This is a genomic window from Paenibacillus sp. YIM B09110, from assembly GCF_037167145.1.
Taxonomy (GTDB): domain Bacteria; phylum Bacillota; class Bacilli; order Paenibacillales; family Paenibacillaceae; genus Pristimantibacillus.
Window position 1 is genome coordinate 480,354 of record NZ_JBANSP010000001.1, and the last position, 24,582, is coordinate 504,935.

At 52.2% G+C, this 24,582-nt stretch carries 23 protein-coding genes; 8 read left to right on the forward strand and 15 right to left on the reverse strand.

Going from position 1 to position 24,582, the window contains the following annotated elements; genetic code table 11:
- Positions 1 to 142: 142 nt before the first annotated feature.
- From V8F51_RS02100 to V8F51_RS02120, 5 genes are all read left to right on the forward strand, one after another.
- Positions 143 to 1,021, forward strand: coding sequence for an alpha/beta fold hydrolase (locus V8F51_RS02100; RefSeq protein WP_337098378.1), 879 nt, complete (start codon positions 143 to 145; stop codon positions 1,019 to 1,021).
- A gap of 291 nt (positions 1,022 to 1,312) precedes the next feature.
- The gene (locus V8F51_RS02105; protein WP_337098379.1) at positions 1,313 to 1,990 is read left to right on the forward strand and encodes a GntR family transcriptional regulator; all 678 of its coding nucleotides are present in this window, start codon (positions 1,313 to 1,315) and stop codon (positions 1,988 to 1,990) included.
- Positions 1,991 to 2,012: 22 nt separating this feature from the next.
- A complete protein-coding gene (gene uxuA, locus V8F51_RS02110) occupies positions 2,013 to 3,095 on the forward strand; it encodes a mannonate dehydratase (RefSeq protein ID WP_337098380.1) in 1,083 nt (360 codons plus the stop codon).
- Complete coding sequence (locus V8F51_RS02115; protein WP_337098381.1) at positions 3,095 to 3,961, forward strand: SDR family oxidoreductase; 867 nt, start codon at positions 3,095 to 3,097, stop codon at positions 3,959 to 3,961. Before uxuA ends, V8F51_RS02115 begins: the two co-directional genes overlap by 1 nt.
- A gap of 226 nt (positions 3,962 to 4,187) precedes the next feature.
- Entirely contained in the window at positions 4,188 to 4,313 is a 126-nt protein-coding gene (locus V8F51_RS02120) for a DUF6254 family protein (protein ID WP_337098382.1), read from the forward strand.
- A 66-nt stretch (positions 4,314 to 4,379) separates the two neighbouring features.
- Here V8F51_RS02120 and V8F51_RS02125 read toward each other — a convergent pair whose 3' ends face one another.
- Positions 4,380 to 4,676 (reverse strand): 4a-hydroxytetrahydrobiopterin dehydratase, encoded by a 297-nt coding sequence (locus tag V8F51_RS02125; RefSeq protein WP_337098383.1) that lies wholly within the window; start codon positions 4,674 to 4,676, stop codon positions 4,380 to 4,382.
- Between the two features lie 26 nt (positions 4,677 to 4,702).
- Positions 4,703 to 5,266, reverse strand: a complete 564-nt coding sequence (gene ssuE, locus V8F51_RS02130) for an NADPH-dependent FMN reductase (protein WP_337098384.1) — start codon at positions 5,264 to 5,266, stop codon at positions 4,703 to 4,705.
- Positions 5,267 to 5,502: 236 nt separating this feature from the next.
- On the opposite strand from ssuE, the gene V8F51_RS02135 reads away from it, so the two are divergent.
- On the forward strand, positions 5,503 to 5,913 hold the full coding sequence (locus V8F51_RS02135) for a hypothetical protein (RefSeq protein WP_337098385.1): 411 nt from the start codon (positions 5,503 to 5,505) through the stop codon (positions 5,911 to 5,913).
- 104 nt (positions 5,914 to 6,017) lie between these two features.
- Here V8F51_RS02135 and V8F51_RS02140 read toward each other — a convergent pair whose 3' ends face one another.
- The 3 genes from V8F51_RS02140 to V8F51_RS02150 form a co-directional block, all read right to left on the reverse strand.
- A complete protein-coding gene (locus tag V8F51_RS02140) occupies positions 6,018 to 6,305 on the reverse strand; it encodes a HesB/YadR/YfhF family protein (RefSeq protein WP_337098386.1) in 288 nt (95 codons plus the stop codon).
- 281 nt (positions 6,306 to 6,586) lie between these two features.
- Positions 6,587 to 7,489, reverse strand: a complete 903-nt coding sequence (locus V8F51_RS02145) for a sugar phosphate isomerase/epimerase family protein (RefSeq protein WP_337098387.1) — start codon at positions 7,487 to 7,489, stop codon at positions 6,587 to 6,589.
- On the reverse strand, positions 7,458 to 8,267 hold the full coding sequence (locus tag V8F51_RS02150; protein ID WP_337098388.1) for a phytanoyl-CoA dioxygenase family protein: 810 nt from the start codon (positions 8,265 to 8,267) through the stop codon (positions 7,458 to 7,460). The genes V8F51_RS02145 and V8F51_RS02150 overlap by 32 nt, the downstream gene beginning before the upstream one ends.
- Before the next feature lie 176 nt (positions 8,268 to 8,443).
- Between V8F51_RS02150 and V8F51_RS02155 the strand changes: the two genes are divergently transcribed.
- Positions 8,444 to 9,247, forward strand: coding sequence for a helix-turn-helix domain-containing protein (locus tag V8F51_RS02155; protein WP_337098389.1), 804 nt, complete (start codon positions 8,444 to 8,446; stop codon positions 9,245 to 9,247).
- Here the strand turns inward: V8F51_RS02155 and V8F51_RS02160 are convergent.
- The 8 genes from V8F51_RS02160 to V8F51_RS02195 all read right to left on the reverse strand — a co-directional run bounded on the left by V8F51_RS02160 (position 9,226) and on the right by V8F51_RS02195 (position 19,878).
- Entirely contained in the window at positions 9,226 to 10,110 is an 885-nt protein-coding gene (locus tag V8F51_RS02160) for an ROK family protein (RefSeq protein WP_337098390.1), read from the reverse strand. The two genes, V8F51_RS02155 and V8F51_RS02160, sit on opposite strands and share 22 nt — an antisense overlap.
- A gap of 40 nt (positions 10,111 to 10,150) precedes the next feature.
- Complete coding sequence (locus V8F51_RS02165; protein WP_337098391.1) at positions 10,151 to 12,427, reverse strand: GH32 C-terminal domain-containing protein; 2,277 nt, start codon at positions 12,425 to 12,427, stop codon at positions 10,151 to 10,153.
- A gap of 19 nt (positions 12,428 to 12,446) precedes the next feature.
- Positions 12,447 to 13,967: a glycoside hydrolase family 32 protein gene (locus V8F51_RS02170; protein WP_337098392.1), complete on the reverse strand. Its 1,521-nt coding sequence runs from the start codon at positions 13,965 to 13,967 to the stop codon at positions 12,447 to 12,449.
- Positions 13,968 to 14,039: 72 nt separating this feature from the next.
- On the reverse strand, positions 14,040 to 15,644 hold the full coding sequence (locus tag V8F51_RS02175) for an ABC transporter substrate-binding protein (protein ID WP_337098393.1): 1,605 nt from the start codon (positions 15,642 to 15,644) through the stop codon (positions 14,040 to 14,042).
- Between the two features lie 100 nt (positions 15,645 to 15,744).
- Positions 15,745 to 16,641 (reverse strand): carbohydrate ABC transporter permease, encoded by an 897-nt coding sequence (locus V8F51_RS02180; RefSeq protein WP_337098394.1) that lies wholly within the window; start codon positions 16,639 to 16,641, stop codon positions 15,745 to 15,747.
- A 15-nt stretch (positions 16,642 to 16,656) separates the two neighbouring features.
- Positions 16,657 to 17,586 (reverse strand): ABC transporter permease, encoded by a 930-nt coding sequence (locus V8F51_RS02185; RefSeq protein ID WP_337098437.1) that lies wholly within the window; start codon positions 17,584 to 17,586, stop codon positions 16,657 to 16,659.
- A 145-nt stretch (positions 17,587 to 17,731) separates the two neighbouring features.
- Positions 17,732 to 18,736, reverse strand: coding sequence for a LacI family DNA-binding transcriptional regulator (locus V8F51_RS02190; protein ID WP_337098395.1), 1,005 nt, complete (start codon positions 18,734 to 18,736; stop codon positions 17,732 to 17,734).
- A 173-nt stretch (positions 18,737 to 18,909) separates the two neighbouring features.
- Complete coding sequence (locus V8F51_RS02195) at positions 18,910 to 19,878, reverse strand: VanW family protein (RefSeq protein ID WP_337098396.1); 969 nt, start codon at positions 19,876 to 19,878, stop codon at positions 18,910 to 18,912.
- Between the two features lie 146 nt (positions 19,879 to 20,024).
- Between V8F51_RS02195 and V8F51_RS02200 the strand changes: the two genes are divergently transcribed.
- The gene (locus tag V8F51_RS02200; RefSeq protein ID WP_337098397.1) at positions 20,025 to 21,212 is read left to right on the forward strand and encodes a hypothetical protein; all 1,188 of its coding nucleotides are present in this window, start codon (positions 20,025 to 20,027) and stop codon (positions 21,210 to 21,212) included.
- A 57-nt stretch (positions 21,213 to 21,269) separates the two neighbouring features.
- Here V8F51_RS02200 and V8F51_RS02205 read toward each other — a convergent pair whose 3' ends face one another.
- The gene (locus V8F51_RS02205) at positions 21,270 to 22,178 is read right to left on the reverse strand and encodes a multicopper oxidase family protein (RefSeq protein WP_337098398.1); all 909 of its coding nucleotides are present in this window, start codon (positions 22,176 to 22,178) and stop codon (positions 21,270 to 21,272) included.
- A 102-nt stretch (positions 22,179 to 22,280) separates the two neighbouring features.
- Positions 22,281 to 24,206: an ABC transporter ATP-binding protein gene (locus tag V8F51_RS02210; protein ID WP_337098399.1), complete on the reverse strand. Its 1,926-nt coding sequence runs from the start codon at positions 24,204 to 24,206 to the stop codon at positions 22,281 to 22,283.
- Between the last annotated feature and the right edge of the window lie 376 nt (positions 24,207 to 24,582).

The window sequence follows — 24,582 nt, forward strand, 5'->3', positions numbered from 1 at the left end:
AATGTTTTGGCGAGCTTGTTACGTTATTAACCGGATCGCGGATAATTGAATCAGCTTACATGCATTTGTTTCAAAATAGGGGCATGCGTTTAAGAACAATCACTGGGGCGCTACTAATAAATGAAAAGGCTGGTGAGGATCGATGAGTAAACAACGAATTCACGTTAATGGCATCGATTTAGTCTATGAAGAGTGTGGAAGCGGCAACGCCATCGTCTTGCTTCACGGTTTCTGCGGCTCCTCCCGATATTGGCAAAAAATATGTCCCATGCTGGGCGACAACTATCGCGTCATAATGCCCCATCTGCGCGGGCACGGGGAATCCGATTCGCCGGAAGGCGTCTATTCAATGGAGGTAATGGCAGATGACATCGCTGCCCTCCTTGATGAGCTGGACATCGGACGTGTCGTGATGTTCGGACATTCGCTCGGCGGGTATGTGACTGCCGCGTTCGCGGAGAAGTTTCCTGATCGACTGTCTGGCTTCGGACTCATCCATTCCACCGCTCTTCCGGATTCAGCTTACACGAAGCAGAAGCGGCTCAGCGATATGTCCGTCATTCGCGAACAAGGGCTTTCGTCCTTCATGAAGGAGCGCATCCCCGGGCTGTTCTCGAATGCGAAGCTTCGTTATATGGATGAAGAGATCGGACAGCTCATTGAGGTCGGACTTCAGATGACGCCGCAAGGAGCGATTTCGGCTTTGGAGGGCATGCTTCAGCGGCCTGATCGAAGCGAGGTCCTTACCGGGGCGAAGTTCCCCGTATTGATTGTCGCCGGAGGAGAGGATAACGTTATTCCTCCCGAACGGTCTTTCTCCGTCACCTGCAACGGTGCGCCGCGCACGACGTATGCGTTTCCCCATATCATGGAGACGACGTTCGAAGGCGCCGCCCATATGAGTCTCGTCGAGGTATCCGACCAGCTCGCCCGGGTTATGGCTACCTACTTGCGCACCCTAGACGAACGGGAGCGGACGAGAGACGACGGAAGCAGAGAAGCCGCGGCTGGAGAAGCTTAAGCGGTGAGTTAGATAACCGGAGTCCCTTATGGGGGCTCCGGTTTTGTGTTGGATAGCGCCTGCGCAAGTAAGCAGGCGGGCGATGGTGGGCTGTAAGAGCGCATGTGCTCTTACAGAGCGTCGGTCACTCTCGGTGGCGGTGTGTAAGGTCATATTTGCGCTTACAGCAGCCTTTTTCGTGTGCAGGTGGGCGATGACGGGCTACTTTGGCGACGTGGTTTCGCAAAAGGATATTCTCTTTTTCCAACTTGTATGGTAGTATGGCAGTATTGAAACAAAGGAGGCGAGCGCATGAATTATACGATACGCACGCAGCCCGCTTCTACAAGAGATGCTGTCTATCTGAAGCTGCGGGAGCAGATTATGAAGCTGGAATTGCCACCCGGAACGCCGCTGTCGGAGAATGAAACATCCACCTTGTTCCAGGTAAGCCGGACACCGGTTCGCGAGAGCTTCCTGCGGCTGGCGCAAGAGGGGCTTGTACAAGTACTGCCTCAGCGCGGCACATTCGTATCGCTCATCGATACGGAACTCGTCGAGGAAGGCCGCTTCATGCGGGAGCAGCTCGAGCGTTCGGTCATACGGCTGGCATGCGACTATTTTCCGGAGTCTTCGCTCGCCCAGCTTGAGTTGAACCTCCAGCAGCAGAAAGACTGCATGGCCAGGGAGAAAGACAAGGATATGTTCGAGCTTGACGAAACGTTCCACCGCATTCTGTTCGAAGGCTGCCGCAAGAGCAACATTTGGGCTGTCATCGGCCATATGAATATTCACTTGAACCGCAGTCGTATGCTCCGGCTCGCCGACGATCATCGCTGGGAGCATCTGTACGATCAGCACGAGCGAATGACCCAAGCGATCCGGGAACATGATGCGGACGGAGCGGAGCAACTCATGAGGGAGCACCTCAGCCTCAACATCACCGATCAGACGCTGCTCAAGCAGAAGTACCCGAATTACTACAAATAACGATGACAGGAGAATGTCCACGATGAGAATGACGTTCAGATGGTTTGGCGAGAACAACGATACCGTCCCGCTGCGTTACGTAAGACAAATTCCCGGCGTAGAAGGTATCGTCTGGTCGCTGCATGACGTACCGGCCGGCGATGAATGGCCGATGGAGAAAATTGTCGAAGTCAAACGTCAGGCTGAAGAAGCCGGTCTGCACATTGACGTTGTTGAAAGCGTTAACGTACATGAGGATATTAAGCTTGGTTTGCCTTCCCGCGAGCTGTACATCGACAATTACAAGAAGACGATTGTGAAGCTTGGTCAAGTTGGCGTAAAAGTGATTTGCTACAATTTCATGCCGATCTTTGATTGGCTGCGCACCGATCTGCATAAGGAAATGGCTGACGGCTCGACGGCGCTTTTCTACGAAAATGCCAAAATCGAAGGCGCAGACCCGTTCGAGCTCGTCGAGCGAATCAACGCAAATTCGGCGTTGACGATGCCGGGCTGGGAACCGGAGCGGCTGCAGCATCTGTCGAAGCTGTTCGAAGCTTATCGCGGCGTTACTGAGGAGCATCTGTGGGAGAACTTGCGCTACTTCTTGTACGAAATCGTTCCCGTCGCCGAGGAGAACGGCATACGAATGGCCATTCACCCGGACGATCCGCCGTGGCCAATCTTCGGCTTGCCGCGCATCATGACGACGCAAGACAACTTCCGACGCTTCTTGAAGCTGTATGATAGCCCTTATAACGGCATTACGTTGTGCAGCGGCTCACTGGGAGCTAATCCAAACAATGATATCATCGGGATGATTCGCGAGTTCGCGGATCGCATTCCGTTCGCTCATATCCGCAACGTCAAAGTATACGAAAATGGCGACTTCATCGAGTCTTCCCACCGTTCGCAGGACGGTACGGTCGATATCGCAGGCGTAGTAGCCGCTTATCACGAGACTGGATTCACCGGCTATGCGCGACCTGACCACGGCCGCCATATATGGGACGAGCAATGCAGACCTGGTTACGGCCTCTATGACCGTGCGCTCGGCATTATGTATTTGTGGGGCGTATGGGATTCACTTGTGCGTGAGGCAGCGGTGAAAGGAGCTAATTCATAATGGCAGAACAGCAACTGCAATTGCCGAAGCATGAGGCTCTGAACGGCAAAGTAGCTGTCGTCACGGGCGGCGCGGGCGTTCTATGCCGTGTAATGGCTATTGAGCTTGCCCGTCAAGGCGCGAAGGTCGCCATTCTGAACCGTACCGCAGCCAAGGGCGAAGCGGTCGTCGAAGAAATTCGCGCCGCAGGCGGCACGGCGATTGCCGTTGCTTGCGACGTGACGAGCATCGAAAGCACGCAGGCTGCTGGCCGCAGCGTGCTCGAGCAGCTCGGACCTTGCGATATTCTTATTAATGGCGCAGGCGGCAACCATCCGAGCGCCAATACGACGCATGAGACGTTCAAGCCGGAGCACCTCGGCGCAGAAGGTATTACGACAATGTTCAACCTGAGCGTCGAAGGCTTCCGCAACGTCATGGACTTGAATTTCGTCGGCACGCTTATCCCTACGCAAGTGTTCGCGGAGCAGATGCTTGGCCGCTCCGGCGCAACCATCATCAATATATCGTCGATGGCCGCTCCGTCACCAATGACGAAAGTGCCGGCTTATGCCGCCGCCAAAGCTGCCATCGTCAACTTCACGCAATGGCTATCCGTTCATCTCGCCGAATCTGGCATTAGGGTCAATGCCATTGCCCCGGGCTTCTTCTTGACGGAGCAGAACCGCAAGCTGCTTACGAACGAAGACGGCTCGCTTACCGAACGGTCGGGCAAGATCATCTCCCATACGCCGATGCGCCGTTTCGGCAAGCCTGAAGACTTGCTCGGCGTGCTGCTCTGGCTCGCCGACGAGACGACGGCAGGCTTCGTTACCGGCACGACTATTCCGGTCGACGGCGGCTTCCTCGCATACTCCGGCGTATAGTCGAGCCTGCACCTCATCCGACAGCCTGCACATGCTATGTACGTGCAGGCTGTCTTTTTTATAACGAGTAACTTTCGGAGTATAGGAACAAATTATTCGCCCTGCTGTTGCATAAAGTACAACGGACGAAATCTTTAGCACCAGTACAAAGCCTCAACCACATCTCAATTATAATTCTGCCGATACAGCGACAAACTACTCCTTGGAAGGAGGGTGAGACGCAGCTATGACATCATCGCAAAATCGCCGGGAAAACGCTTGGAACCAGCGCAAGCATAGGCAACAGCCGCACGGCAAAGTGAAGTCGCTGGAGGAGCTTAGCAAGGAAGCCGAAAGCAAAGACAAAGAGTAGAACCAGCTGTAACAACAAAAGAGCAGTCCAAACGGCCCTTAAGGCGTTTGATTTGCTCTTTTTCCATTAGCTCTCCATAAAAAGATCGTCGAATTCGGCGGCCGTCTCAAAGTCAAGCTCGGTTAAACCGCCTGCATGCCATGAAGTTAACTTTAAAGTAATAAGCTTGAATTCAATAACGATGAATGGATGATGATTCAGTCTCTCCGACGCTTCGGCTACTCGATTGACGAACGAAATGCCTTGCATATACGTCTGAAATCGATACTTGCGAATGATCCACTTCCCATCAGTGAGCTTCCAAGCCGGTCTCGCCTCAAGCAACTGTGCAACCCGCTCTTCCGATAATTTCGCAGCAGCCATATTCTGCTCCTCCACTCGCCTTGCCCTTATTGATTCGCGCGGCTCTCCGCACGGACAGCCTGCCAATGCAATTCCTCGATGAATTCGCCTGTCGAACGATCCAAACGTTCGATCAGCTCTTCGGACAAGCCGTAGCCCCCGCCTTCCAGACGCTCGATCCATGGATCAATCGCGTAGACGCCGCCTAATACGACACGGCCGCCTAATGCCGCAATTACCGGCTTGAGCGCAAAGTCGATGCTAAGCAGATGAGCGATTGTTCCGCCAATGAACAGCGGATAAGTAATTTTGCCTTTCAAACCAGTCTGCGGCAGCAAATCAAGGAACGTCTTCAGCAAACCTGTGTACGAAGCCTTGTAGACGGGACTTGCAATCACAACACCGTCTGCATCGTTAACTAAGGCTGTAGCCCGCTGCAGCTCCTCATTGCCGAATTGCGCTTTCACCAGCGCCTCAGCAGGCAGGTCGGCTACGTTGATGCGAATAACTTCGTGACCTTCCGCCGTTAGCTTTGCTTCTACGTATTCAACGAGCCCATACAGACGCGAGTTTGACGTTGGGCTACCGGATATGACAGCTATTTTACTCATGAATAATTCCTCCGCTTGGTTCGTATTTTTATTCATTTTAACATATTTCATTATGAAGTAAATGCATTTGGCACAAAAAAACATACTAAATAGGTATGAATTATAAGAATTAAGCGAATTGATGCCCAAACTGCCGAATAGACGATGAATTGTCCCCTTTAACGCAACTAAACCTACTCGCTTGCGTCTTCATTATCGGCATATGTTGGCAGCATGCAAGGAAAGGGCGGAACAAAGTGACACGGCAAAGTAAAAGGATCATACTACTTGGTTCGATATTCGTGCTTGGATTCATTATTTTCTCGGCCTACTCCCTATTGAAGAGCAATATGGATTTGATCAGGCAATTCCAGCGCTTCTCAGTAACGGTAAGCAATCAGACAGATAGTGATATTATCGCCTTAGAAGCAGGCATCGTGAACGGCGACTCCAAGCAGCAATTCGAGCAAACGATTCGTAGCGGCGAGGAAATCAAGATTAAGCCGAGGCTCAGCTTAGCTGGGGAAGGCGGTATCTATATCAAATACAAGGATGCCAGCGGCGAAACGAAGCAACAGGCCGTCTGCTCGTATACCGAATCGCTGTCAGGTTATTCAATCGTTACGATTGAACCGGAAAAAGTGATCGTGAAAGAAAAATGCATGTAGGTTATGTCATGAAAAAACCTCCGCATCAGGTCGCCTAATCGGCTGCCTGGTTCGGAGGCTTGTTTATGTTTAACGGCTTTAATGACTGAATCATCAAGTTTCGCTTACTGCACTTTCATCATAATTTCTTCGAACTTCTCGTTAAACGAGATCCGGAGCTCTTTGTTATCCAAGTACCATAGGTTATCTTCTTCCATATAGAAGGTTACGCCGTCCACCGTATGCGAAAGTCCAACCTTTCTCGGAGTCTCCTTCGTAATCCCAAGCGACAGTCCCGGATGCACGCTGCCGCAGCCCCCCAGCCGCACGAAAATACGTACGTGATCGCCCTCCGATAAACCCATCTCGTTCTTATACCAGCTAGCCGCCGGCTGCTCCACTACAATATTCATTGTTGTCAGCTCCTTATTGTGATCATTCCTAATTGTATGGATAGTTTGTTCTATTCATTTAGATGGATAAAGTTATCGAACTATTATCATCCATCATTGCGAATTAACGTCTTCCTGTCAATCCTTCGCTTAAGCGAGATTGGACAAAAACGCTTATATACTATTAAACGCAGGTGAAGCCGATTTGGCTTCAAGCTTGCCATTATTTTTTTACAATAGGTTAAAAAATAAACAAAAACAGGACCATCTCGCGGCTTGAACGCCGCGGGACAGTCCTGCTTCTATTCGTTTAATGCCGCCGACCATGCTCGGCGCAATATATCCTTCAATAGCAGCGATTGCTGCCAGCGGTCGCTTATTTCCTTCGTGCGCCCCGCATACTCGTCAATCGTTATCGCATATCCGGCCGGACCTAGCTCGCACACGGCTGTCAGCGTTACTTCCTGGTTATTCCGTGATCGCAGCCAATGCTTCATGCCTTCCTTCCACCAACGCTTGAAATGCGGAACCATCGGATGCTCGCCATTGTCGCCAATGCCGACCTGTACCTGCTCGCCGTTCGAGACGCGCGCATGAATGCTCGCCGTATGGACGAGCAACTCACCGAGCAGCGCCTCTGCCTCATCGGAGATCGTATGAAGCTCGCCAGCGACAACATAGTGGGAGAAATCGATCGTCAGCGGCAGACCGTTTAATTGATGGACATAATCTGCAGTGCGGATCAGATCCTGCGTAATCGTACCGCGATGCGTTTCGATATGGACAGGGAGCTCATAAGCTGCTCCAAGTCGCTTCAGCTCGCCAAGCAACGATATTGCCCGTTCGTCGATCAGAAACGGTGTCATCACCTGGGCATTGATGAATGATATATCGCCATCGTAATCGCGCACCTTTTGCAGAAACTGTTCTAGATCTGCAGCTGTCCTCGGATACGTGTTGACGCTGAGCGCCAGCTCGTACTTGGCAAGCAGCCTGCGCCACTCCGCTGCTTCTTCAGGCGCCGGGATGAAGCCGTCAATGCCGTCGAAGCCTGCCTCGGCAATCTGAGCGAATCTCTCCTCAAGCGTCCATTCGCGATCTCCTTCGCCCAGGCTGCTCATTCCCCACCATGACATATGAACTGCGAGCGTAGGCTTCTCCCAATGTGTGCGATCAGTGTGGATAGACGTTCTCGAATTCGACACCGCAAGGTCCTCCGTCCGGGTTGTCTTCCAAAATAACCTCCGAGCCGTCGGCGCGGAACAACGGTTTGTAGTAGTGTGAAATCTTCGTAGCCGACTGGTTCGCATAGTGACAAATAAAGGCGCGACGGAAACGATCCTTCGTTTTGTTACGGTAAGAGCCGTGTATCAGATTGCCATTGAAGAACAGCACATCGCCTTTGTCCATAATGGCGGGTATTGCTTTCTCGTCTTTCGGCGGCTTCACGTAATGCGTCGTGAATGACTCTTTGGAATCGGCGATATCAGGGCAGACGATCTCGTAATCATTCGTCTTCGGCACGATAAGCAAGCCTCCGTTCTCCTCATCCGCGGCATCGACCGCCGTCCATGCGGCAATGCAGTTGCCCGGTTCTACCTGGAGGTAGAAGTTGTCTTGATGGAGCGCCTGACCGCGCGAGCCCGGCGGTTTGTAGTAGAACATGCTTTGGGCAGCGTAAGCTTCCTCGCCGTACAAATCCGCCAATATGTCAAGGACCGGCTCGTGAAGCATGTAGCGCTTAGCTGTCTCATTGAATCGATGCGGATGCATGACTCGCGGATAGCGGGTAAGCGGATCTGACACTTCTGAATCAAGTTTAGGCTCGAAATACCCTGGAATCGTCTGCTCGCTAATTTTTTCGAAGGTCGTCTCGATTTCTGCTAGTTCCTCGGGCTTGAACACGCCTTTCACAACCAAATAACCTTGTTCCTCGAAAAACTGTTTCTGCTCCTGCGTCAACGCTCGTAAAGCTGTACTCATTGTGTATCCCTCCATCGTTTTGCTGGTATGCTCTCAGTATAGGAAATAGAAGCATGACGATGAAGTAACAATGATGCTCTCTTGTCACACAATTCTGCTATCACACTGGTTTTTATGAACAAACAACGTTATGCTTTGAATATAAATTCTGTTGCGCGAGGAGAGGATCTGAGGGCATGCTTAAATTGAACGTTCCAACGGAATACAACGGATCTGCGGCAGGAATTGTGTTGTCCGGTCACTTCGATGAGCCGGACACTTATGCAGCCTCCCGGCCGGCAGGCATGGGCGATTGGCTGATTACGTATACGATTGGAGGCGAAGGGTACTTCCATACTCCCGGTGAGGAGCTCAAATGCAAGCCCGGCGATGTCACTTTGATGAGACCGGATACTCCTCATCAATACGGAACGGCAAAGGGGATGCGCTGGCACTTCATCTGGGCGCATTTTCCCGATCATGCCATACAGGCGAATCTGCTGCCGGAAGCGAAGCTGTTTAATGAAACGGTTGCGGGGGATTCGGCTCGCAAGCGAATATATAGGGCGTTCTCCCGAATACTATCGGACTCCAGAGAACGCAGCAGCTATTGGAACGAGCTTTGCCTCGCCTCGCTTAGCGAAGTGCTCATTCTGCTCGCGCGCAGACGAAAGCAGCACTTCGACAGCCGCGTCGAGGAAACCTTGAATCGCATCTCGCAAGGGATGCGCGAGCCGCTCAAGATCGAAGAGCTGGCTTCAGCCGTCCAGCTCTCGTCATCGCGCTTGTCGCATCTGTTCAAGGAGAGCACCGGACTGTCGATCATCGATACGCTGAATCAAATGCGCATTCGCCAAGCTGCGCTGCTCCTGGAGCATACGGATAGAAGCTTAGCCGACATCGCGTACGACGTCGGCTATCAGAATTACAATCATTTTATTAACCAGTTCCATAAGTGGCAGACAGTTAGCCCAAGCAGTTATCGCAAGGAAAGGCGATAAGCCTCTAACCCGAGTGCGAGCGAGCCGCATAATCCGGCATTGTCGCCAAGACCGGGAGGTACGATATAGCTCTCGATACCGCTAAGCAGCGGCTCTGCGCTCACATACCCGTTCAGATTACGCTGCACCTCGGCGCGAATTAGCGGGAACAGCTGCTCCTGATGCATGACGCCGCCTCCGAGTATAATCTTCTCGGGAGACAGCAAGAGGATCGTAGACGTCAACGATTGGCCGATATAATAGGCTTCCATCGCCCATGCCTCATGATCTGCGCTGAGCTCGCTGCCCTTCACGCCCCAACGCTTCTCGATGGCTGGACCGGCTGCCATTCCTTCCAGGCAGTCTCCGTGATACGGACAGCAGCCCTCAAAGCGATCATCACTATGCCGGCGCGTCAATATATGGCCGCCCTCCGGATGAACAAGGCCGTGAATGGGCTTGCCCTCGGCATAGACGCCGACACCGATCCCCGTCCCGATCGTGTAATAGACGCAGCTGTCCAGCCCTTTCGCTGCACCCCATTTGGCCTCGCCGTAGGCTGCGGCATTCACATCGGTATCCCAGCCTAGCGGTACGTCAAACTCCCCTCTCAGCGTCCCAAGAAAGTCGAAGCCTGACCAACCCGGCTTCGGTGTCGTCGTTACGTAACCATACTGCTCGCTGTGCGGGTCAAGGTTGATCGGACCGAAGCTGCCGATACCGATTGCCTCCACGCCTTTGCCGCTAAAGTAAGCGATCGCCTGGGCCAGCGTCTCCTCCGGCTGCCCGGTCGGGAAGCTGATTCGATCCGAGATGACGCCGTTCTCGTCGCCTATTCCGCAGACGAACTTCGTCCCGCCCGCTTCTATCGCACCTATTCGCATTGCCTTATCTCTCCTTCATTTCATGACAACGTCGCTGCGATTACGAAGATTCGTACGCGGACGCCATCCTCCAAATATCAATCGACCTTATCATTATGGAAGGTTCGCCCGAAAGCTGCAAGCCAAGCGCGTCTTCACGGCTCGGATACGCTCTCGTCGTCACGCTCTTCAACCCGTTCGCGTACGCTTCGATCATCGAGCGGTCCAAGTAAACCCGCAGCCGCAGCGCTTCGCCGGCAAGTTCCAGCCTTCCGCTTTGAACGCCTCTCGAACGCGCCTCGGGATCAAGCGTCGACTTCGTGCGATCCACGCCGAGCTCGGACTGATTCCTATCATAATATATCACCGTCTCTTCTTCTCCGTCCGGTGATCGTCTTACTCGAATCCCGATACCGTTCTCGGTCGCTTCGGCAAGCTCTAACACAACTTCAAGCATATCGCCCTTCACAATCGCAAGCCGCTCGTTGACCTCGGTAAGCGATGCGTTCGTTAATGATACGATATGCTCGCCGCGCAGCGACTGCAGCTCCTCTATAGGCTCAATGCCAAGCTGTCCATCCTCCCGAAGAGACAAGCAGAGCGGCAAACCCGCATTATGCGCCCAGCCTGAATCATAGTCTACCTGCGGCGTCCGTTCGCCCTGCGCGATCGTGAACACGATATTGCGCCCCGTCCTCGGGTCTACCATGCCGCTTGGCCCGGTAAAATGGAAGTCCCCGAAATCGATAAGCTGCGGCTCTTCGTGATCGGGTTTAAACCGAAATGCTTCAGTATCGAAGGTCCCGATCCAGTAGAACACCTCTACGTCCGCCCCCGGTCCTAGCGGGCTGATAAGAAATACATGCTTCTCCTTGCCCCCGCCATCCTTGCCAAGCGGCAGCAGCACGGGCAGCTCCCACATGTTTCCAAGATATGGATAGGTCGTCGGATCGACGGTGAAGAACTCGCCTTTGTAACACCAATCCGTCATGTTGCGAGACGTGTAGGCCAGCGCCGTTCCTCCGCGTCCGTCGTCCGTTCCCGTACCGATGAGCAAATACCACAGCTCGCCTTCCTTCCATACGAACGGATCACGGAAGTCGCCGAACATGCCCTGGCCCTTCTCCTGCACGATTAGGGGCGCCGGATGCTTTACCCACTTTGCAAGGTCGGAATCGCCGTCCAGCAGGAACGTACTGCGAGCTAGACCGACACGCTGATTAGGCGACGCGCTATCGTCTCCCGCCGTGAAGAAAAGCGCGGGCACGCCGTTCTCGTCATAAGCGGCGCTGCCCGACCAGACGCCATCGGGATCGACTTGCCCCTTCTCGGGCGTAAGCGCAACCGGCAAGTCCCGCCAATGCACCATATCGTCGCTCACCCAGTGACCCCAATGAATTTGCGACCAATAAGGCCCTTGGGGATTGTGCTGATAAAAAAGATGATATTTCCCTTCAAAATAGATCGGAGCATGCGGCTCGTTCATCCAATGCGCCGGCGGACTCGCATGATACTGCGGGCGATGCCGGTCCTTCAGCAGCGGCGTGCGGTCGAGCCGAATATCCGCTTCCGCGATCGCAGGCACGACTCCGCCGTAAGGCGCAAGATCCTGCTCAACGGAATACGCGATCTCCTCTGCCGTCAGAGCTCGTCGGTATATCTTCACCTCGTCCATCAGGCCGCCGAATAGATGATGCCGGAACGCTTCCGCCAGCACCTTAGCCTGGTTGTTCAGGCCGATGAGCAGATCAGTCCCGCATGAAGTAATCGATGCATGTGCCGGCGTAGGATGAGCGGCTGCTTGAACGCCGTTTAAATAAAGCCTCATCATCGATTCCTTCCTGTCGAAGGTGGCCGCCACATGCGACCACTTGTCCTTCTCAAGCGGCTGATCCTCGCACCACAGCTCGATCCAGCGTCCCTCGATGCCGAGCTGAAGCGACCACGAGCCATGCCGGTACATGCCGAGTATAAAGCCTTCTCTCGCTTCCCGGTCATGCCGGTTCACGATCGCCGAAAGCCGCTGATCCTCCCCCCACTCGTAAGAACGCGGAGCGACCCATGCCGTAATGGTCAGCGCATCAAGCGGCTGCTCCACGGCATCCGCCGTACGGCTAATCCAGGTCGAATAGCCGTCGAACAGCAGCGCGCTTCCCGAAATGCCTGCCGCGCGCTTCGGATCGGCAGATTCCGTGAATCTCGCATCCAGCAGGGCATATGAAATCTCGTCTTGCCTGCCGCTGACGACATCCAGGGCGGTTCTTCCGCCCGTCTCATCTAAGGGCCAATAACCGATTAGATCGCCATCCAGCGTCGCCTTGTCTCCTTTTTGAACCATAAATGCTCCCCCTTGCTTATTATTGTACCGTTTCCTTTGTCGTTGACGTGGCATACACGGACTGCAGCGGATAGAACTGCAGTGAAACAACGCGTACGCTTCCCCCTGTCGCATACAGCTCGATACAGTCATTCCCGGCATGAGGGAACAGCTGGTCCGTTATGACCAATCCTCCTTCGTCCGCGAATAGCTCGACCGACGACCGGTCTACCCATAAGCGAAGCTTGACTCGTCCGTTCGAAGCCTCAAGGGGGGCGCCATGCTTGCAAGCGAACTGAGGATGAAACGCCGAGTCGCCCGCCTTCGTTCTATCGATAAACAGTTCACCGGCTGCAGCATCGTAGCCAACGATCGTTTCATATTCTACGTCTTCGCGAGTACCGGACTTAAGCTTAATGCCGAATTCGGCTGCTGTTCCGAGCTCGAACTCCACTGTCATCTCTAGCAGTTCGCCTTGCTCTGCTAGCAGATGATTATGACCCGGCTCTACTGTCAGGTCGCTCCATTCGGTTCCGCCGAGACGAAGTCCGTCAAGCGCATCAAGCGTCTGCTGGATCAAGCGAATGCCTCCAGCCCGTTGCTCCAGCGACAGCTTGCGGGGAAGCGTCATCGCGCCGCGCCATTCGCCCGTCGGAATAAGATTCGCGTATTTCCAATTGTTCATCCAGCCGATAAGAAGCCGATCTTCGCCATTTCCTGGCGCATCTGACCACGTCACGCCCGCATAGTTGTCGCGGCCGTGATCCATCCATAGAATCGTCTCCGGCGTATTGTCGTTCACGAAAGTTCGACCGTCGAACTCTCCGACGAAATATTGCGTACGGGAGCCTTCCGACATCTGCTCGTTGTCGCCGATGCTTACAATCATAACCCACTTCTCATTGCCCTTCTGACCATCGACGGGCAGAGCAAACAGATCGGGGCACTCCCAGACGCCGTCATGCGATCCTTCGGCAGCGCCGAATTCGCTTGCGAATGTCCAGTCCTTCAAATTGTTTGACCTATAAAGAAATAAACGATCACCGGCCGCAAGTACCATGACCCAATGCTCCGAAGCTTCATGCCAGAAAACTTTCGGATCGCGGAAGTCGGGGCATCTCTCGTCCGTCAGCACCGGATTGCCCGCAAATGGTATCCAAGTACGACCGCTATCTCTGCTGTACGCGATGCTTTGGCGCTGTTTCGATTGGTCCGAGCCTTCAATCGTCTCGGTCTGCGTATAAATCGCAACGAGCCCTGCGCCGCCATCAAAAAATCCGCTCGTATCGTGCCAATCGACTACTGCGCTGCCGGAGAATATCGTACCGTTGCGATCGGGGGAAAGCGCGATTGGCTGATGCTCCCACCTTACAAGATCGCGGCTTATCGCATGACCCCAGTGCATCGGTCCCCACACCGTGCTCTCCGGATGATGCTGGTAGAACAAATGGTACTCGCCATCGAAGTACACCATGCCGTTCGGATCGTTCAGCCAATGGGCCTCGGGCGTAAAATGAAATTGAGGTCTTAGCGGGTGGTTATACGTTTGCGTTTGCTTCATTCGGTTCTCTCTCCTTAATGACGTCGACGGAACATTCGGATTGAATGCTCCGTCGACGCCAATCCTTATCTACTATTTCTGAGCTTCTTTATATCTGTCTAGCGCCTTTTGGTAGATCGTCATCAGCTTGCTAAGGCCCATATCCTCGACCTTCTTCACGTAGCCGTCCCATGCTGCGTCCGTCACGCCGTCAACGATAAACTTCGCTCTTTGCGTATTGACGTATTTCATAAGCTCCGGCTCGATTTGGTTAATTTGATCAAGCTCTTCCGGCTCGAAGAAAATCGTCGGATAGTTTTCCTTCTCCATGAACGGCTCGTAGGTTTGCTCCAAATCCTTCTTCCGTTGCTGCGCGCGCGGCTCCATATCCACGATCGTCTTGAAGTGGTCCTTCGTGATCACGCCCGCGCCGTTTGGAGCGACCTTCTGGCGGAATTCGCCCATCGATACGCCTTCCTCAAGCGGGAGGTTGACCAGCTTGCCGCTTGCATCCTTCTCGTAAATGACGCCGATCGGACCCCAGTGAATTTGCGCCGCCATGTAAGGCTCGTATTGCTGGTCGATCCAGCGCATCGTTACTTCCGGATTTTCGTTGTCCTTTGTAATAACGAATGCGTTGCGGCCAGGTCCGCCGCCGTTGCCGCGGCCGATCGTCTTGTCACCGTTAGGTCCCGTAAGCGGCGGTACGAGAGCGTAATTTTTAGCCTGCTCCGTGCCTACAACCTCTTCGATTTCCCACCATACATAAGAGCCAAGCGTAGGCTCCGGCGTCTTGCCTTTGGCCAAATATTGCGGAGCGTCCTGCGTGAACGATTCGGGATCGATGAGTCCTTGTTTGTACCATTTTTCGTTGAAGTAAGCCAGCGCTTCTTTGTACTGCGGCTGCGTAGCCGTGAAGATGACTTTACCGTCGCGTACAATACGGTGATCCAGATTATCAGGCATGCCGAACGCTCCGAACAACCCGCCGATATCCATGCACCATTGCATATGCATGAAGCTGAGCGGTACTTCGTCAGCTTTGCCATTGCCATTCGGATCGAGTGTCTTGAAGGCGACAAGCGCTGCCGTATATTCGTCAAGCGTTTCCGGGAATTTCAAGTTCAGCTTGTTCAGCCATTCCGTGTTGATGACATGGAAGAACGGGTTCGTTCCAAGCTCGTTTTCCTCCCAAGTCGGCAATCCGTAGATATGACCGTTCGGAGCTGTGATCGCCGCCTTCACATCCGGTCTTTCTTCAAGCAGCTTATTCAAGTTAGGCGCGTATTCTTTGATCAAATCCTCGAGCGGAATGATCGTGCCGTCTTCGCCGTACGTAATCAATTCATAATCGGAAAATTGCGAAGCATAGAACGCATCCGGCAGATCGCCGCTTGCCAGCAGCAAGTTTTTCTTCTCGCCGTAATCCGTGTCAGGAATATTATTCCATTCGATATGAACGTTCGTATCGGTTTCCAGCCGCTTGAATATTTCCATCTCGTTATATTCCGGAGCAAGCTGAGCCTTCGGCGACACGATCGACAGCGTTACTTTCTCGTTTACGATCGGCAGCCCTTCTTTGTTGATCTCTGCGCTCGGCGTTTCTTTGCCATTGTCCGCATCGTTGCTTCCGCAAGCGGAGAGCAGCAATCCGGCGCTCAGCATGACACTTGCGGCAATCGACCCTGCTTTTTTCATTTGATGAGATCCTCCCTTTTTATTATCGCTTTTTATCTATTATCAACCGAGTCCGATCCGCGGAAATACGGAGCCGGCGACAACCGCTAATGCAAGGGCGTTAGCCCTTGATGGAGCCGATCATGACCCCTTTGACAAAATAACGCTGCAGGAACGGATACAAAATCAGCAGCGGAAGGCTGGCGATGATAATGACGCCGTATTTGATCAGCTCGGTTACCCTTAGCTTGGCGGCATACGATTCCACGTCGATCATCATGCTCCCGTTCACTTGATTTTGCACAAGAATATTGCGCAGGACGAGCTGGAGCGGATACTTCGACTCCTCGTTCAAATAAATCATGGCGTCGAAGAAACCGTTCCAGAAGCCGACCACGTGATATAGCACCATAACGGCAATAATCGGCTTCGACAGCTGAAGGACCATGCTGAAGAAAAAGCGCGTGTTCGAGCAGCCGTCGATGAAAGCGGCCTCCCGCATTTCGTCGGGAATCGTGCTTTGGAAGAAGGTGCGCACGATGATGATGTTGAACACGCTTCCCGCGCCCGGAATAACGAGCGCCCATATGGTATTGATCATGTGCAGGTCTTTGATCAGCAGGTAGGTCGGAATGAGTCCCCCGCCGAAAAACATCGTGAACATGAAGAACCACATAAACAGCCCTCGGCCGACAAAATCTCTGCGTGCCAGCGGATACGCGGCGAGCAGCGTGACCGCCACGCTAATAAGCGTGCCGACAACGGCATACAGCAGCGAATTGCCGTATCCGATCCATATCGTCGCATCCGCGAAGATACGCTCGTAGCCGTCAAGCGTCAGCCCCTTGGGCAATAACCAGATTTGGCCGGAATAAATCATATTCGGATCGCTGAACGATGCAATGAACACGAAATAGAGCGGATACAGGATTAGCAGCATCGCGATCGTAAGCAGCGTGTAATTGGCGATGTCGAACGCAAGGTCGCCTTTGGATTTTCTTCTAAGCAGCGCATTCATGTTTAGTTAGCCTCCTTACCATAAGCTCGTTTCCGTAAGCTTCTTGGCTACACGGTTCACGGTTACAAGCAGTACGACGTTGATGATTGAATTGAATAGACCGATTGCCGCAGAGAAGCTGTACTGCGCCTTCTGTATCCCGAGTTCGTACACGTAAGTCGGAATAATATTAGAGGTCGCATAGTTCAGGTCGCTTTGCATGAGATAGGCCTTCTCGAAGCCGATGCTCATAATGTTGCCGACCGCGAGCACCATTAGAATGATGATCGTCGGCATAATACTAGGGATATCGACGTGCTTGACCCGCTTCCACTTGCTCGCCCCGTCCATAATCGCCGCCTCGTGCAGCTCGGGGTTGACGCCGGCCAGCGCGGCCAAGTAGATAATCGTTGCGAAGCCGGTCTCTTGCCATATGCCGGACAATACGTACAGCGGTCGGAACCAGCCTTCGTCGGCCATGAACAGGATTGGATCCCCGCCAAAGAAAGCGATGACGTGATTGACGAGCCCGCTGTTCGGAGATAGAAAGACGTTCAGCATGCCGATCAATACGACGGTGGAAATAAAATGCGGTGCATAGATAACGGTTTGCACGAACTTCTTGTACCGCTTCGCCATCATCTGATTGAGCATCAGCGCGACGAGTATCGGGACCGGGAAGCTGAAAACGAGCGAGTATACGCTTAGGAGCAGCGTGTTTTCCATGATCGGCCAGAAGTTATACGCCTCGAAAAATCGCTGAAAATGCTCGAAGCCTACCCATTCGCTGCCCCAAATCCCTTTGCTTGCGCGAAAATCTTTGAAAGCGATTTGAACGCCGTACATCGGGTAATACTTAAATACGAGATACAATAAGACCGCCGGCAAAATGAACAAGTACAGCTCGTAGTTTTGCCTGATCTTCGGCCATAATCGATTGCCCTGCTTGTTGGTCGGACGATGCATGCCTTGCGGCAAAGCAGCGGTGTTATCAGATTTCTTCATAAGTCGTTTGCACCCACCCTCTCACACGTAATCGTTTGCGTAAACGATTACGTAATACTTATAGTTTTCAGCTTTATCGTTAAAAAGACTAGATTAGGTTCTTCGTTTAAGAAGAACCTCTTATGACAAGCTCGGTCGGAAGCCTTACTTCCTTGTAATCCGCATCGGGATTCTCGATCCGCTCCAGCAAAATATTCGCGGCAGCCTCTCCAAGCTCGAAAGATGGCTGTTTGACCATGGACAATGCCGGCCTTGTTACTCTGGCCCATTCATAATCGTCGAAGCCGATAATAGCGATATCGTCCGGAACGGCAATGTTATTTTCCTGCAGATAATGGAGCGCTCCCATTGTCATGACGTTGTTCGCTACGAATAGGGCAGTTATCCGATGATTATTAATGAGCGTCTGCGTCAGCCGATATCCGCTGTCAAAGCTGGAATTGGTGGAATCCGCTACCTGTATTAATTGTTCCTCGATTGTCAGTCCGTTATCCGACAATGCTTGTTTATAACCCGCTAACCGTTCGTCGCTTGTCGTTAACCCCAGCGAGCCGGTGATGAAGCCGATTCGTTCATGCCCCTTGCCGATTAGATGGGCAACTGCCTCGTATGCCCCTCTCGCTCCTTCGGTCAACACGCAGTCGCCTTGAGCTTCAGTTGGCTTGCGGTCGATGAAGACGACTGGATAATCGCCTGTTCTCAGCGTATCCAAGTACGAGTGCTCCTCGTAGGTCGGAGCCATGATCAGCCCGTCGATCAATTGAGAATTGAACATCTTCACTTGCGCCTGTTCGGTTGCAGTATCGTCCTTCGTATTGCTTAGGATCAAGCTGTAGCCCTTCTCCGTAAGAACGTTTTCAATCCCTTGCGCAATGGACATGAAGAAGAAGCTCGCCGTATCGCCCGGCATAATCGGCACCATCAGCCCGATAATCTTGGACTGCTTGCTCCGCAAGCTTCGCGCGACGCTGTTCGGCTGATACTTTAATTCCTTCATGACCTCAAGCACTCTCATCTTCGTCTCGTTGGCGACGTAACGGGTTCCGTTGATCACATGGGATACGGTGGCGGTAGATACATTGGCTCGTTTAGCCACTTCCTTAATGCTCATCGGTATGTCTTTGTCCCCTTAGGTAATCGTTTACGTAATCGTTTAACTGGATTATAAGCGTTTTCATCACAAGTCGTCAATACCAAAATAAAAAAGGTTGTCCCGATATCGCGCCATGCAGCTGCACGCCTTTCGAAGGACAACCTTCCAGGAATGAATTCACTCTTCTCGACTCAATGGCCAACCGTGTTCAACTCAGTCATAATTTCCTGCGGCAGCTTCTTGGAAGCGCTCGGCACCTCGCGCGGCTTGTCGTTGACGGTATCCGAGGAATAGATCATGATGCTGACCGTTCCGTTCCTTGCATATGCGCGGATCAGAATCGGCTCGTTATACCTGTTTTTAAAAACAAAGTCGGGTCCCTGCCAGCTTACCGTCGCGTCGCGGCCAGGCGGCACATAAGTAACATTGCGGCTATGTGAGTAACGGTTCACGATCTGCAGTCCAGCCCGATCGGCGGCGTTGAACAGCGTGGAAGAGATTTGGCAGATGCCGCCGCCGATTCCTTCCGATACCTCTCCCCTTACGATGACAGGCGCGCGCATATAGCCTTTAGTTTCGGTGCGCTTGCCGACCGTTTCATTGAACGAGAAATTTTCGTTCGGGAATACGACGCGGTTGTTAATCGCATTGGCTGCAAGCTGGATGTTATGCGAACGGTTTTTGTTGCGGCTATTGTAATACGTCGTATATAGTCCGATTTGCTTAACCCGAATAGAGGACATCAATTCACTGTCAACACGTGGATAGACCGGCTGCATGGGGACTTCCAAGGTGAAGTTTGCCCCTTCGAAAATGTAGCCATAAAATTGCTCTTGAAATAAGGCTCGATCAAGTTTGTAACCCGTCTTCTCCGGAACGATTCCGCCCCATCCGTCAAGCGATGCATCGACAGGCGGGGTGAAGGTGCGCTTGTCCACTTCATCCATAAGCGAAATAAACTTCGATTCATTCACGATCGGTACGCCGGGCAATGGATGTGTATACTCCGAGCTCCTTGCCTCCTTAACTTGTTGGCCATGACGCTCGATAGACAAAGGCGCTTGCCGCTCGGCCTGTAAGCCTGTATCGGACATATAATGTTCCGCAATATTAACAGGTTGAAAAAGCATCAGAATAGCTAAAGCCATTTGGTACAACAATTGTATGCTCCCCCTCATAGCTATTTATCCGACATAGTATGGTGAAAAAAACGGCTCTTCATGCATAATGACTCGTCACATAAATAAGAGCCTCGCAGCCGATTCTAAATACGGACATTTATGAAGAGGAACGGAGGCAGCATAGGATGAGACAAGCGACATTTACTTCGCGATTAGCGATATCTATAGGGACTGCTGCCGTTCTGCTTGCGTTGCTGCTTGCAGTTGTGTCGGCTCCCGGCGAGGCACTTGGTTATGCAGGTAAAAAAGCGCAAGCATCCGCATCGTTAACGATTGCGGTTCGTGCCAGCCGGCAGGCTGCTTTGGAGAGCACGCTCGATATAAGCAGCGCTGAGCTCACGAAGGCATTAAAACAGTCGAAGGTCGAGTCGGCGGAGAAAGTCGTGCTTGTGCCTGATGTCGAAGTTAAAGTGCAGCTGGAGCAGGAAGGTAATCCCGTGCATTACCGGATGGAGGAGACAGGCAATCTTTGGCGAGAGGATTCGCACGCAAGGCTGCTGCTGCCATCGGGCAGTTCGGACATGCTGCTGCGGCTTGCCGAAGGTCTGCGCAAGCACCATTACGGCGGTATGACATCCTGGGACTCAGTGAAGCAGACGCTCCCTAACAAAAGCATCTTTGCCGTGACCGATCTCGAATCGGGCTTATCATTCCGCGTACAGCGCCGAGCCGGCAGCGATCATGCCGACGTACAGCCTCTAACGAAAGCCGATACGGCAACGATGAAGCAAATTTACGGCGGCAGCTGGAGCTGGAAGCGCAAGGCTGTTCTCGTCCAATCCGAGCAAGGCTGGATTGCGGCATCCATGAACGGCATGCCGCATGGCGGAGACGGCATACCGGAGAACGGCTTCTCCGGCCACTTCTGCATCCATTTTCTCGGCAGCAGCACGCATAAGTCGGAATTTCCGGACTTGGCCCATCAGCTTATGGTGCATAAGGCAGGGGGAGAGCTGCAAGCTTTGTTCGACGCCGCTTCCCCTGCTTCGCTCGCCAAGTTATTCGTTGTCGTATTAAATCATCAAGACGAGCATATGCTGAGGCAGCTTGCCAAGGAGATGCCGGAAGCGGAAGTGACGAAATGGGTCGAGTTAATGGCGACTCTCGTGTCAATCAAAGAACCGCTTCGGAAGAAGAGTGAAGGAGGCGGGCTTCATTCGGATTCCTCCGAGCAAGCCGCCTTATCCGCCCAAGTGACGCTACCGATTACGATAGTGACGAAGAAGGTGCCCGAGCGCAACACCGCCTACTCCTTCACCTTTCAGCGATCGGCTAAGGATTCGCCATGGCGATTAATCGACGTCGTCAATTAGAGAATTCATTCATGTAAAACTTCAGCATTGTTGAGCGGTTGGGGCGTGCTCGTGCGGCTAGCTACCGTTGGGCACTTCCCCGACATATATTAATGTCGTAAACATCCCGCCCGTTTGCTTCGTAAAATTATTCGACGTATGATGCGGCATATGGCAATGTAACGGCCACACACCAGGATTATTGGCTGCAAATTCGATATCGTAAGTCGTACCGCTAGCTACCGCGATCGTATTTCTCCTCCATTGCGCGTTTCGCTGAATCGGATTGCCATCCGCTGCCGTAACCCAAAACTGATGGCCGTGAAGATGGATCGGATGAGCGTTCATGCCGATGCTGCCAAGCCGAATACGTACATATTCCCCATACTTAACCGCAAGAGGCGTCACATGCGGATAGCAGCGGCCGTTCATCGTAAAAAAATTAAACCCGTCCATTAACGGAGCAACCTCATATGAACCCGTCTTTAGCTCCCCTTTGGGCAGGCCGACAAGATGAAATTCCTGAAGCATAATGAAATAGTCGCATCCAAAGCGGCGTTCAGTCGGATCCTCGATAATAAAAGCGCCGCATAATCCCATTAGCTCTTGAATAATCGTTTCATAATGACTGTGATACATATGCGTGCCCGGCGGATTCGTTACTTGAAACGTATAATCAAAATAATGGCCAGGCTCGATCTTGGGTGAAGGCTCCACGCAAGGCACGCCGTCCATCCCATTCGGTACATCAAGACCATGCCAATGAACGCTTGTCGCTTCGGGCAACCGATTATAGACACGAATAATGACCCAATCGCCTTGTACAACCCGTATCGTTGGTCCAGGCAGCGAGCCGTTATAGCCCCAACCTTTCATGAACAGCCCCGGCAACAGCTCTCGTTCGACCGGCTCGGCAATCAACTCGAACATTTTGCAGCCTTTGACCCATTTATATGGCAGATCTGGCACGTCTGGCGTTACAACCATCTTGGATCCCCCCATACGGTTACAATGTCTTCCCTATAGTGTATGGGGACTATGAATAAAAAAAGCCTGAAGGGCTGCTCCCCTTCAGGCTTTCTATCTTGTCTATTGAGCCAGACCTGTCAATTCTTCCGGCTTCATCGCCTTTAGCTGCTGCTCGTAAAGCTTGCGGTAGAGCCCGCCTTCGCGAAGCAGCGCGCGATGACTGCCTCTCTGTACAATTTCCCCATGATCGATGACGAGTATTTGGTTGGCGCGTACGACAGTTGCGAGTCGATGGGCGATGATGAACGTCGTTCTTCCTTCCATCAGGCGCTCAAGCGCTTCCGTCACCATGGCTTCCGATTCCGAATCGAGTGCGGAGGTCGCTTCGTCCAAAATCAATATTTTCGGATCCTTCAGAATGGCTCTCGCGATCGCCAGCCTTTGCTTCTGTCCTCCCGACAGGCGCATGCCTCTCTCGCCAATGATCGTATCGTAGCCATCTTGAAATTCTCGAATGAATGCATCGGCGTTTGCTGCCAGCGAAGCCGCGATAACTTCTTCTTCGGTCGCTTCAGGCCTGCCGTAAACAAGATTTTCTCTAATCGATCCGGAGAATAAAATATTGTCCTGCAGCACTAAAGCGATATGCCGGCGAAGATCGTCCAGCTTGTAATCACGCACATCGTTGCCATCGATAATGACTGCGCCTTCGGTTGCGTCATAGAATCTAGGTATCAAATTAATCAACGTCGACTTGCCGGCTCCGCTCGGTCCGACAAGCGCAATCACTTCGCCGGATTTCGCTTCGAACGTAATTTCCTTGATGCCCTGCCTTTCTTCATATGAAATTTCCGGCGGGAGCGGATTCACGTTCGTGGGCTTCCAAAAAAATCGTTTCGGCGCAAGTTCCCGTTCAATCAAATCCGGGTTGTTCGTTCCGCCTCCCGGCTGCTGGAAAGTAACGTTCCGGGTCATATAGTTGTAAGAAGCGTTAATGAACACGACATGCCCCGCGCAAGCCGGCATCGGCAGCGCCTTCTCCGACTCTACGATTGCGGGTTTCTCGTCCAGCACCTCGAAGATTCGCTCGATATTCGTAATCGAGTTCTGAATCGTTACGTTCACGTCCGCGAAGCGTTGAATGGGACCGTACAAATTGCCCAGTAACATCTGAAAAGCAATGATTTCGCCTGCCGTCATTTTGCCGGCCAGCACTAGGCTTCCGCCGACAAGCCAGATCATAACGCCTCCGATATGGGCAAAGGTCTCGCTGAGTCTTCCTAATATGTTAGAGAAGAAATGGGCCGACAACGTAAGCTTGTAGTGCTGCTTCCCTTGCTTGCCGAACCGCTCTCGTTCCTGGCGCTCGCCGTTGAACGCCTGCACGATTCGAACGCCCGCCATCCGCTCGACAAGCGTTCCCGATATGCGCTCCATCTGTCTATGGACGGAACGCCATGCCAGACGAATATGAACATTCATATTCGTAAAGGACAAATAGTAGAAAGGCAAGATGGCAAGGGACAATATTGCTAAGAAGGGATTCATTCGAAATAGTAGAAATCCTGCAAAAAGGACCATTAACAAATCGAGCACGAGGTTAATAATACCTCCGCCAATCAAGTTTTGCGCGCCCCCGATATCATGAATGACTCTGGAGGAGATACCGCCTACCTGCCGTTGGTCGTAGAAGCTTACGGGCATCTTTTGCAGATGATAGTAGAGCTGGTCCCGAAGATCCTTCATCATCCGGTTGCCAAGAATGGCCGAGTAGTAATGTCTGCCAAAATTGACGATTACGCCGATCAGCAAAATAGCGAGCATGATGCCTATGATTGAATAGAGCCCCACCCCGCCTTCTCCGGCGAGCACGTCGTCGATTAAAATTTGCGTATAAATCGGAGCAGAGAGCGGCGCGATAAATTGAATGATGCCTAGCAGAATGATAAAGCCGATCGTCCCCCAATACGGTTTGGCCCAAACCAAGTAACGCTTAACCGGACTAATTCGAATCCCTCCCCCTACAAATCTATAAACTTTTTCCATCTTAATTCATGAAGAAAGGGTTTACAAAGTCCAATCGGCAACGGATATATCCGTTAATCGCCAGGAAATGGAGAAATACTCCTATGCCGTCCTTGAGGCGAAGCCATTTCAAGTAATTCAAGGGTTTATAGGGAATACCTACCTATTTTCCGATTTACATCGGCCTTCAAATAAGGTTTAATATAAGATTGCTCTTTTGCAGAATGGGCACATGTTCAGTTGCATTTAATTAAATTAACATTAAAGTTAATCATATAAACGTAGTTTGCTTAAAACTTGCTGATTGACAGCTATACAATCGTTTATTTATACTCATTTTAAGTGGTAACCATTTAATTCGCAGTTTTATATTAACTTTTAAATTAATTATTTAATT

Bases quoted from the DNA above. Each gene is read 5' to 3' on its own strand.
- V8F51_RS02100 (WP_337098378.1), top strand. From the start codon at position 143: ATGAGTAAACAACGAATTCACGTTAATGGCATCGATTTAGTCTATGAA.
- V8F51_RS02105 (WP_337098379.1), top strand. From the start codon at position 1,313: ATGAATTATACGATACGCACGCAGCCCGCTTCTACAAGAGATGCTGTC.
- uxuA (WP_337098380.1), top strand. From the start codon at position 2,013: ATGAGAATGACGTTCAGATGGTTTGGCGAGAACAACGATACCGTCCCG.
- V8F51_RS02115 (WP_337098381.1), top strand. From the start codon at position 3,095: ATGGCAGAACAGCAACTGCAATTGCCGAAGCATGAGGCTCTGAACGGC.
- V8F51_RS02120 (WP_337098382.1), top strand. From the start codon at position 4,188: ATGACATCATCGCAAAATCGCCGGGAAAACGCTTGGAACCAGCGCAAG.
- V8F51_RS02125 (WP_337098383.1), bottom strand. From the start codon at position 4,676: ATGGCTGCTGCGAAATTATCGGAAGAGCGGGTTGCACAGTTGCTTGAG.
- ssuE (WP_337098384.1), bottom strand. From the start codon at position 5,266: ATGAGTAAAATAGCTGTCATATCCGGTAGCCCAACGTCAAACTCGCGT.
- V8F51_RS02140 (WP_337098386.1), bottom strand. From the start codon at position 6,305: ATGAATATTGTAGTGGAGCAGCCGGCGGCTAGCTGGTATAAGAACGAG.
- V8F51_RS02150 (WP_337098388.1), bottom strand. From the start codon at position 8,267: ATGAGTACAGCTTTACGAGCGTTGACGCAGGAGCAGAAACAGTTTTTC.
- V8F51_RS02155 (WP_337098389.1), top strand. From the start codon at position 8,444: ATGCTTAAATTGAACGTTCCAACGGAATACAACGGATCTGCGGCAGGA.
- V8F51_RS02160 (WP_337098390.1), bottom strand. From the start codon at position 10,110: ATGCGAATAGGTGCGATAGAAGCGGGCGGGACGAAGTTCGTCTGCGGA.
- V8F51_RS02165 (WP_337098391.1), bottom strand. From the start codon at position 12,427: ATGGTTCAAAAAGGAGACAAGGCGACGCTGGATGGCGATCTAATCGGT.
- V8F51_RS02170 (WP_337098392.1), bottom strand. From the start codon at position 13,967: ATGAAGCAAACGCAAACGTATAACCACCCGCTAAGACCTCAATTTCAT.
- V8F51_RS02175 (WP_337098393.1), bottom strand. From the start codon at position 15,644: ATGAAAAAAGCAGGGTCGATTGCCGCAAGTGTCATGCTGAGCGCCGGA.
- V8F51_RS02180 (WP_337098394.1), bottom strand. From the start codon at position 16,641: ATGAATGCGCTGCTTAGAAGAAAATCCAAAGGCGACCTTGCGTTCGAC.
- V8F51_RS02185 (WP_337098437.1), bottom strand. From the start codon at position 17,586: ATGCATCGTCCGACCAACAAGCAGGGCAATCGATTATGGCCGAAGATC.
- V8F51_RS02190 (WP_337098395.1), bottom strand. From the start codon at position 18,736: ATGAGCATTAAGGAAGTGGCTAAACGAGCCAATGTATCTACCGCCACC.
- V8F51_RS02200 (WP_337098397.1), top strand. From the start codon at position 20,025: ATGAGACAAGCGACATTTACTTCGCGATTAGCGATATCTATAGGGACT.
- V8F51_RS02205 (WP_337098398.1), bottom strand. From the start codon at position 22,178: ATGGTTGTAACGCCAGACGTGCCAGATCTGCCATATAAATGGGTCAAA.
- V8F51_RS02210 (WP_337098399.1), bottom strand. From the start codon at position 24,206: ATGGAAAAAGTTTATAGATTTGTAGGGGGAGGGATTCGAATTAGTCCG.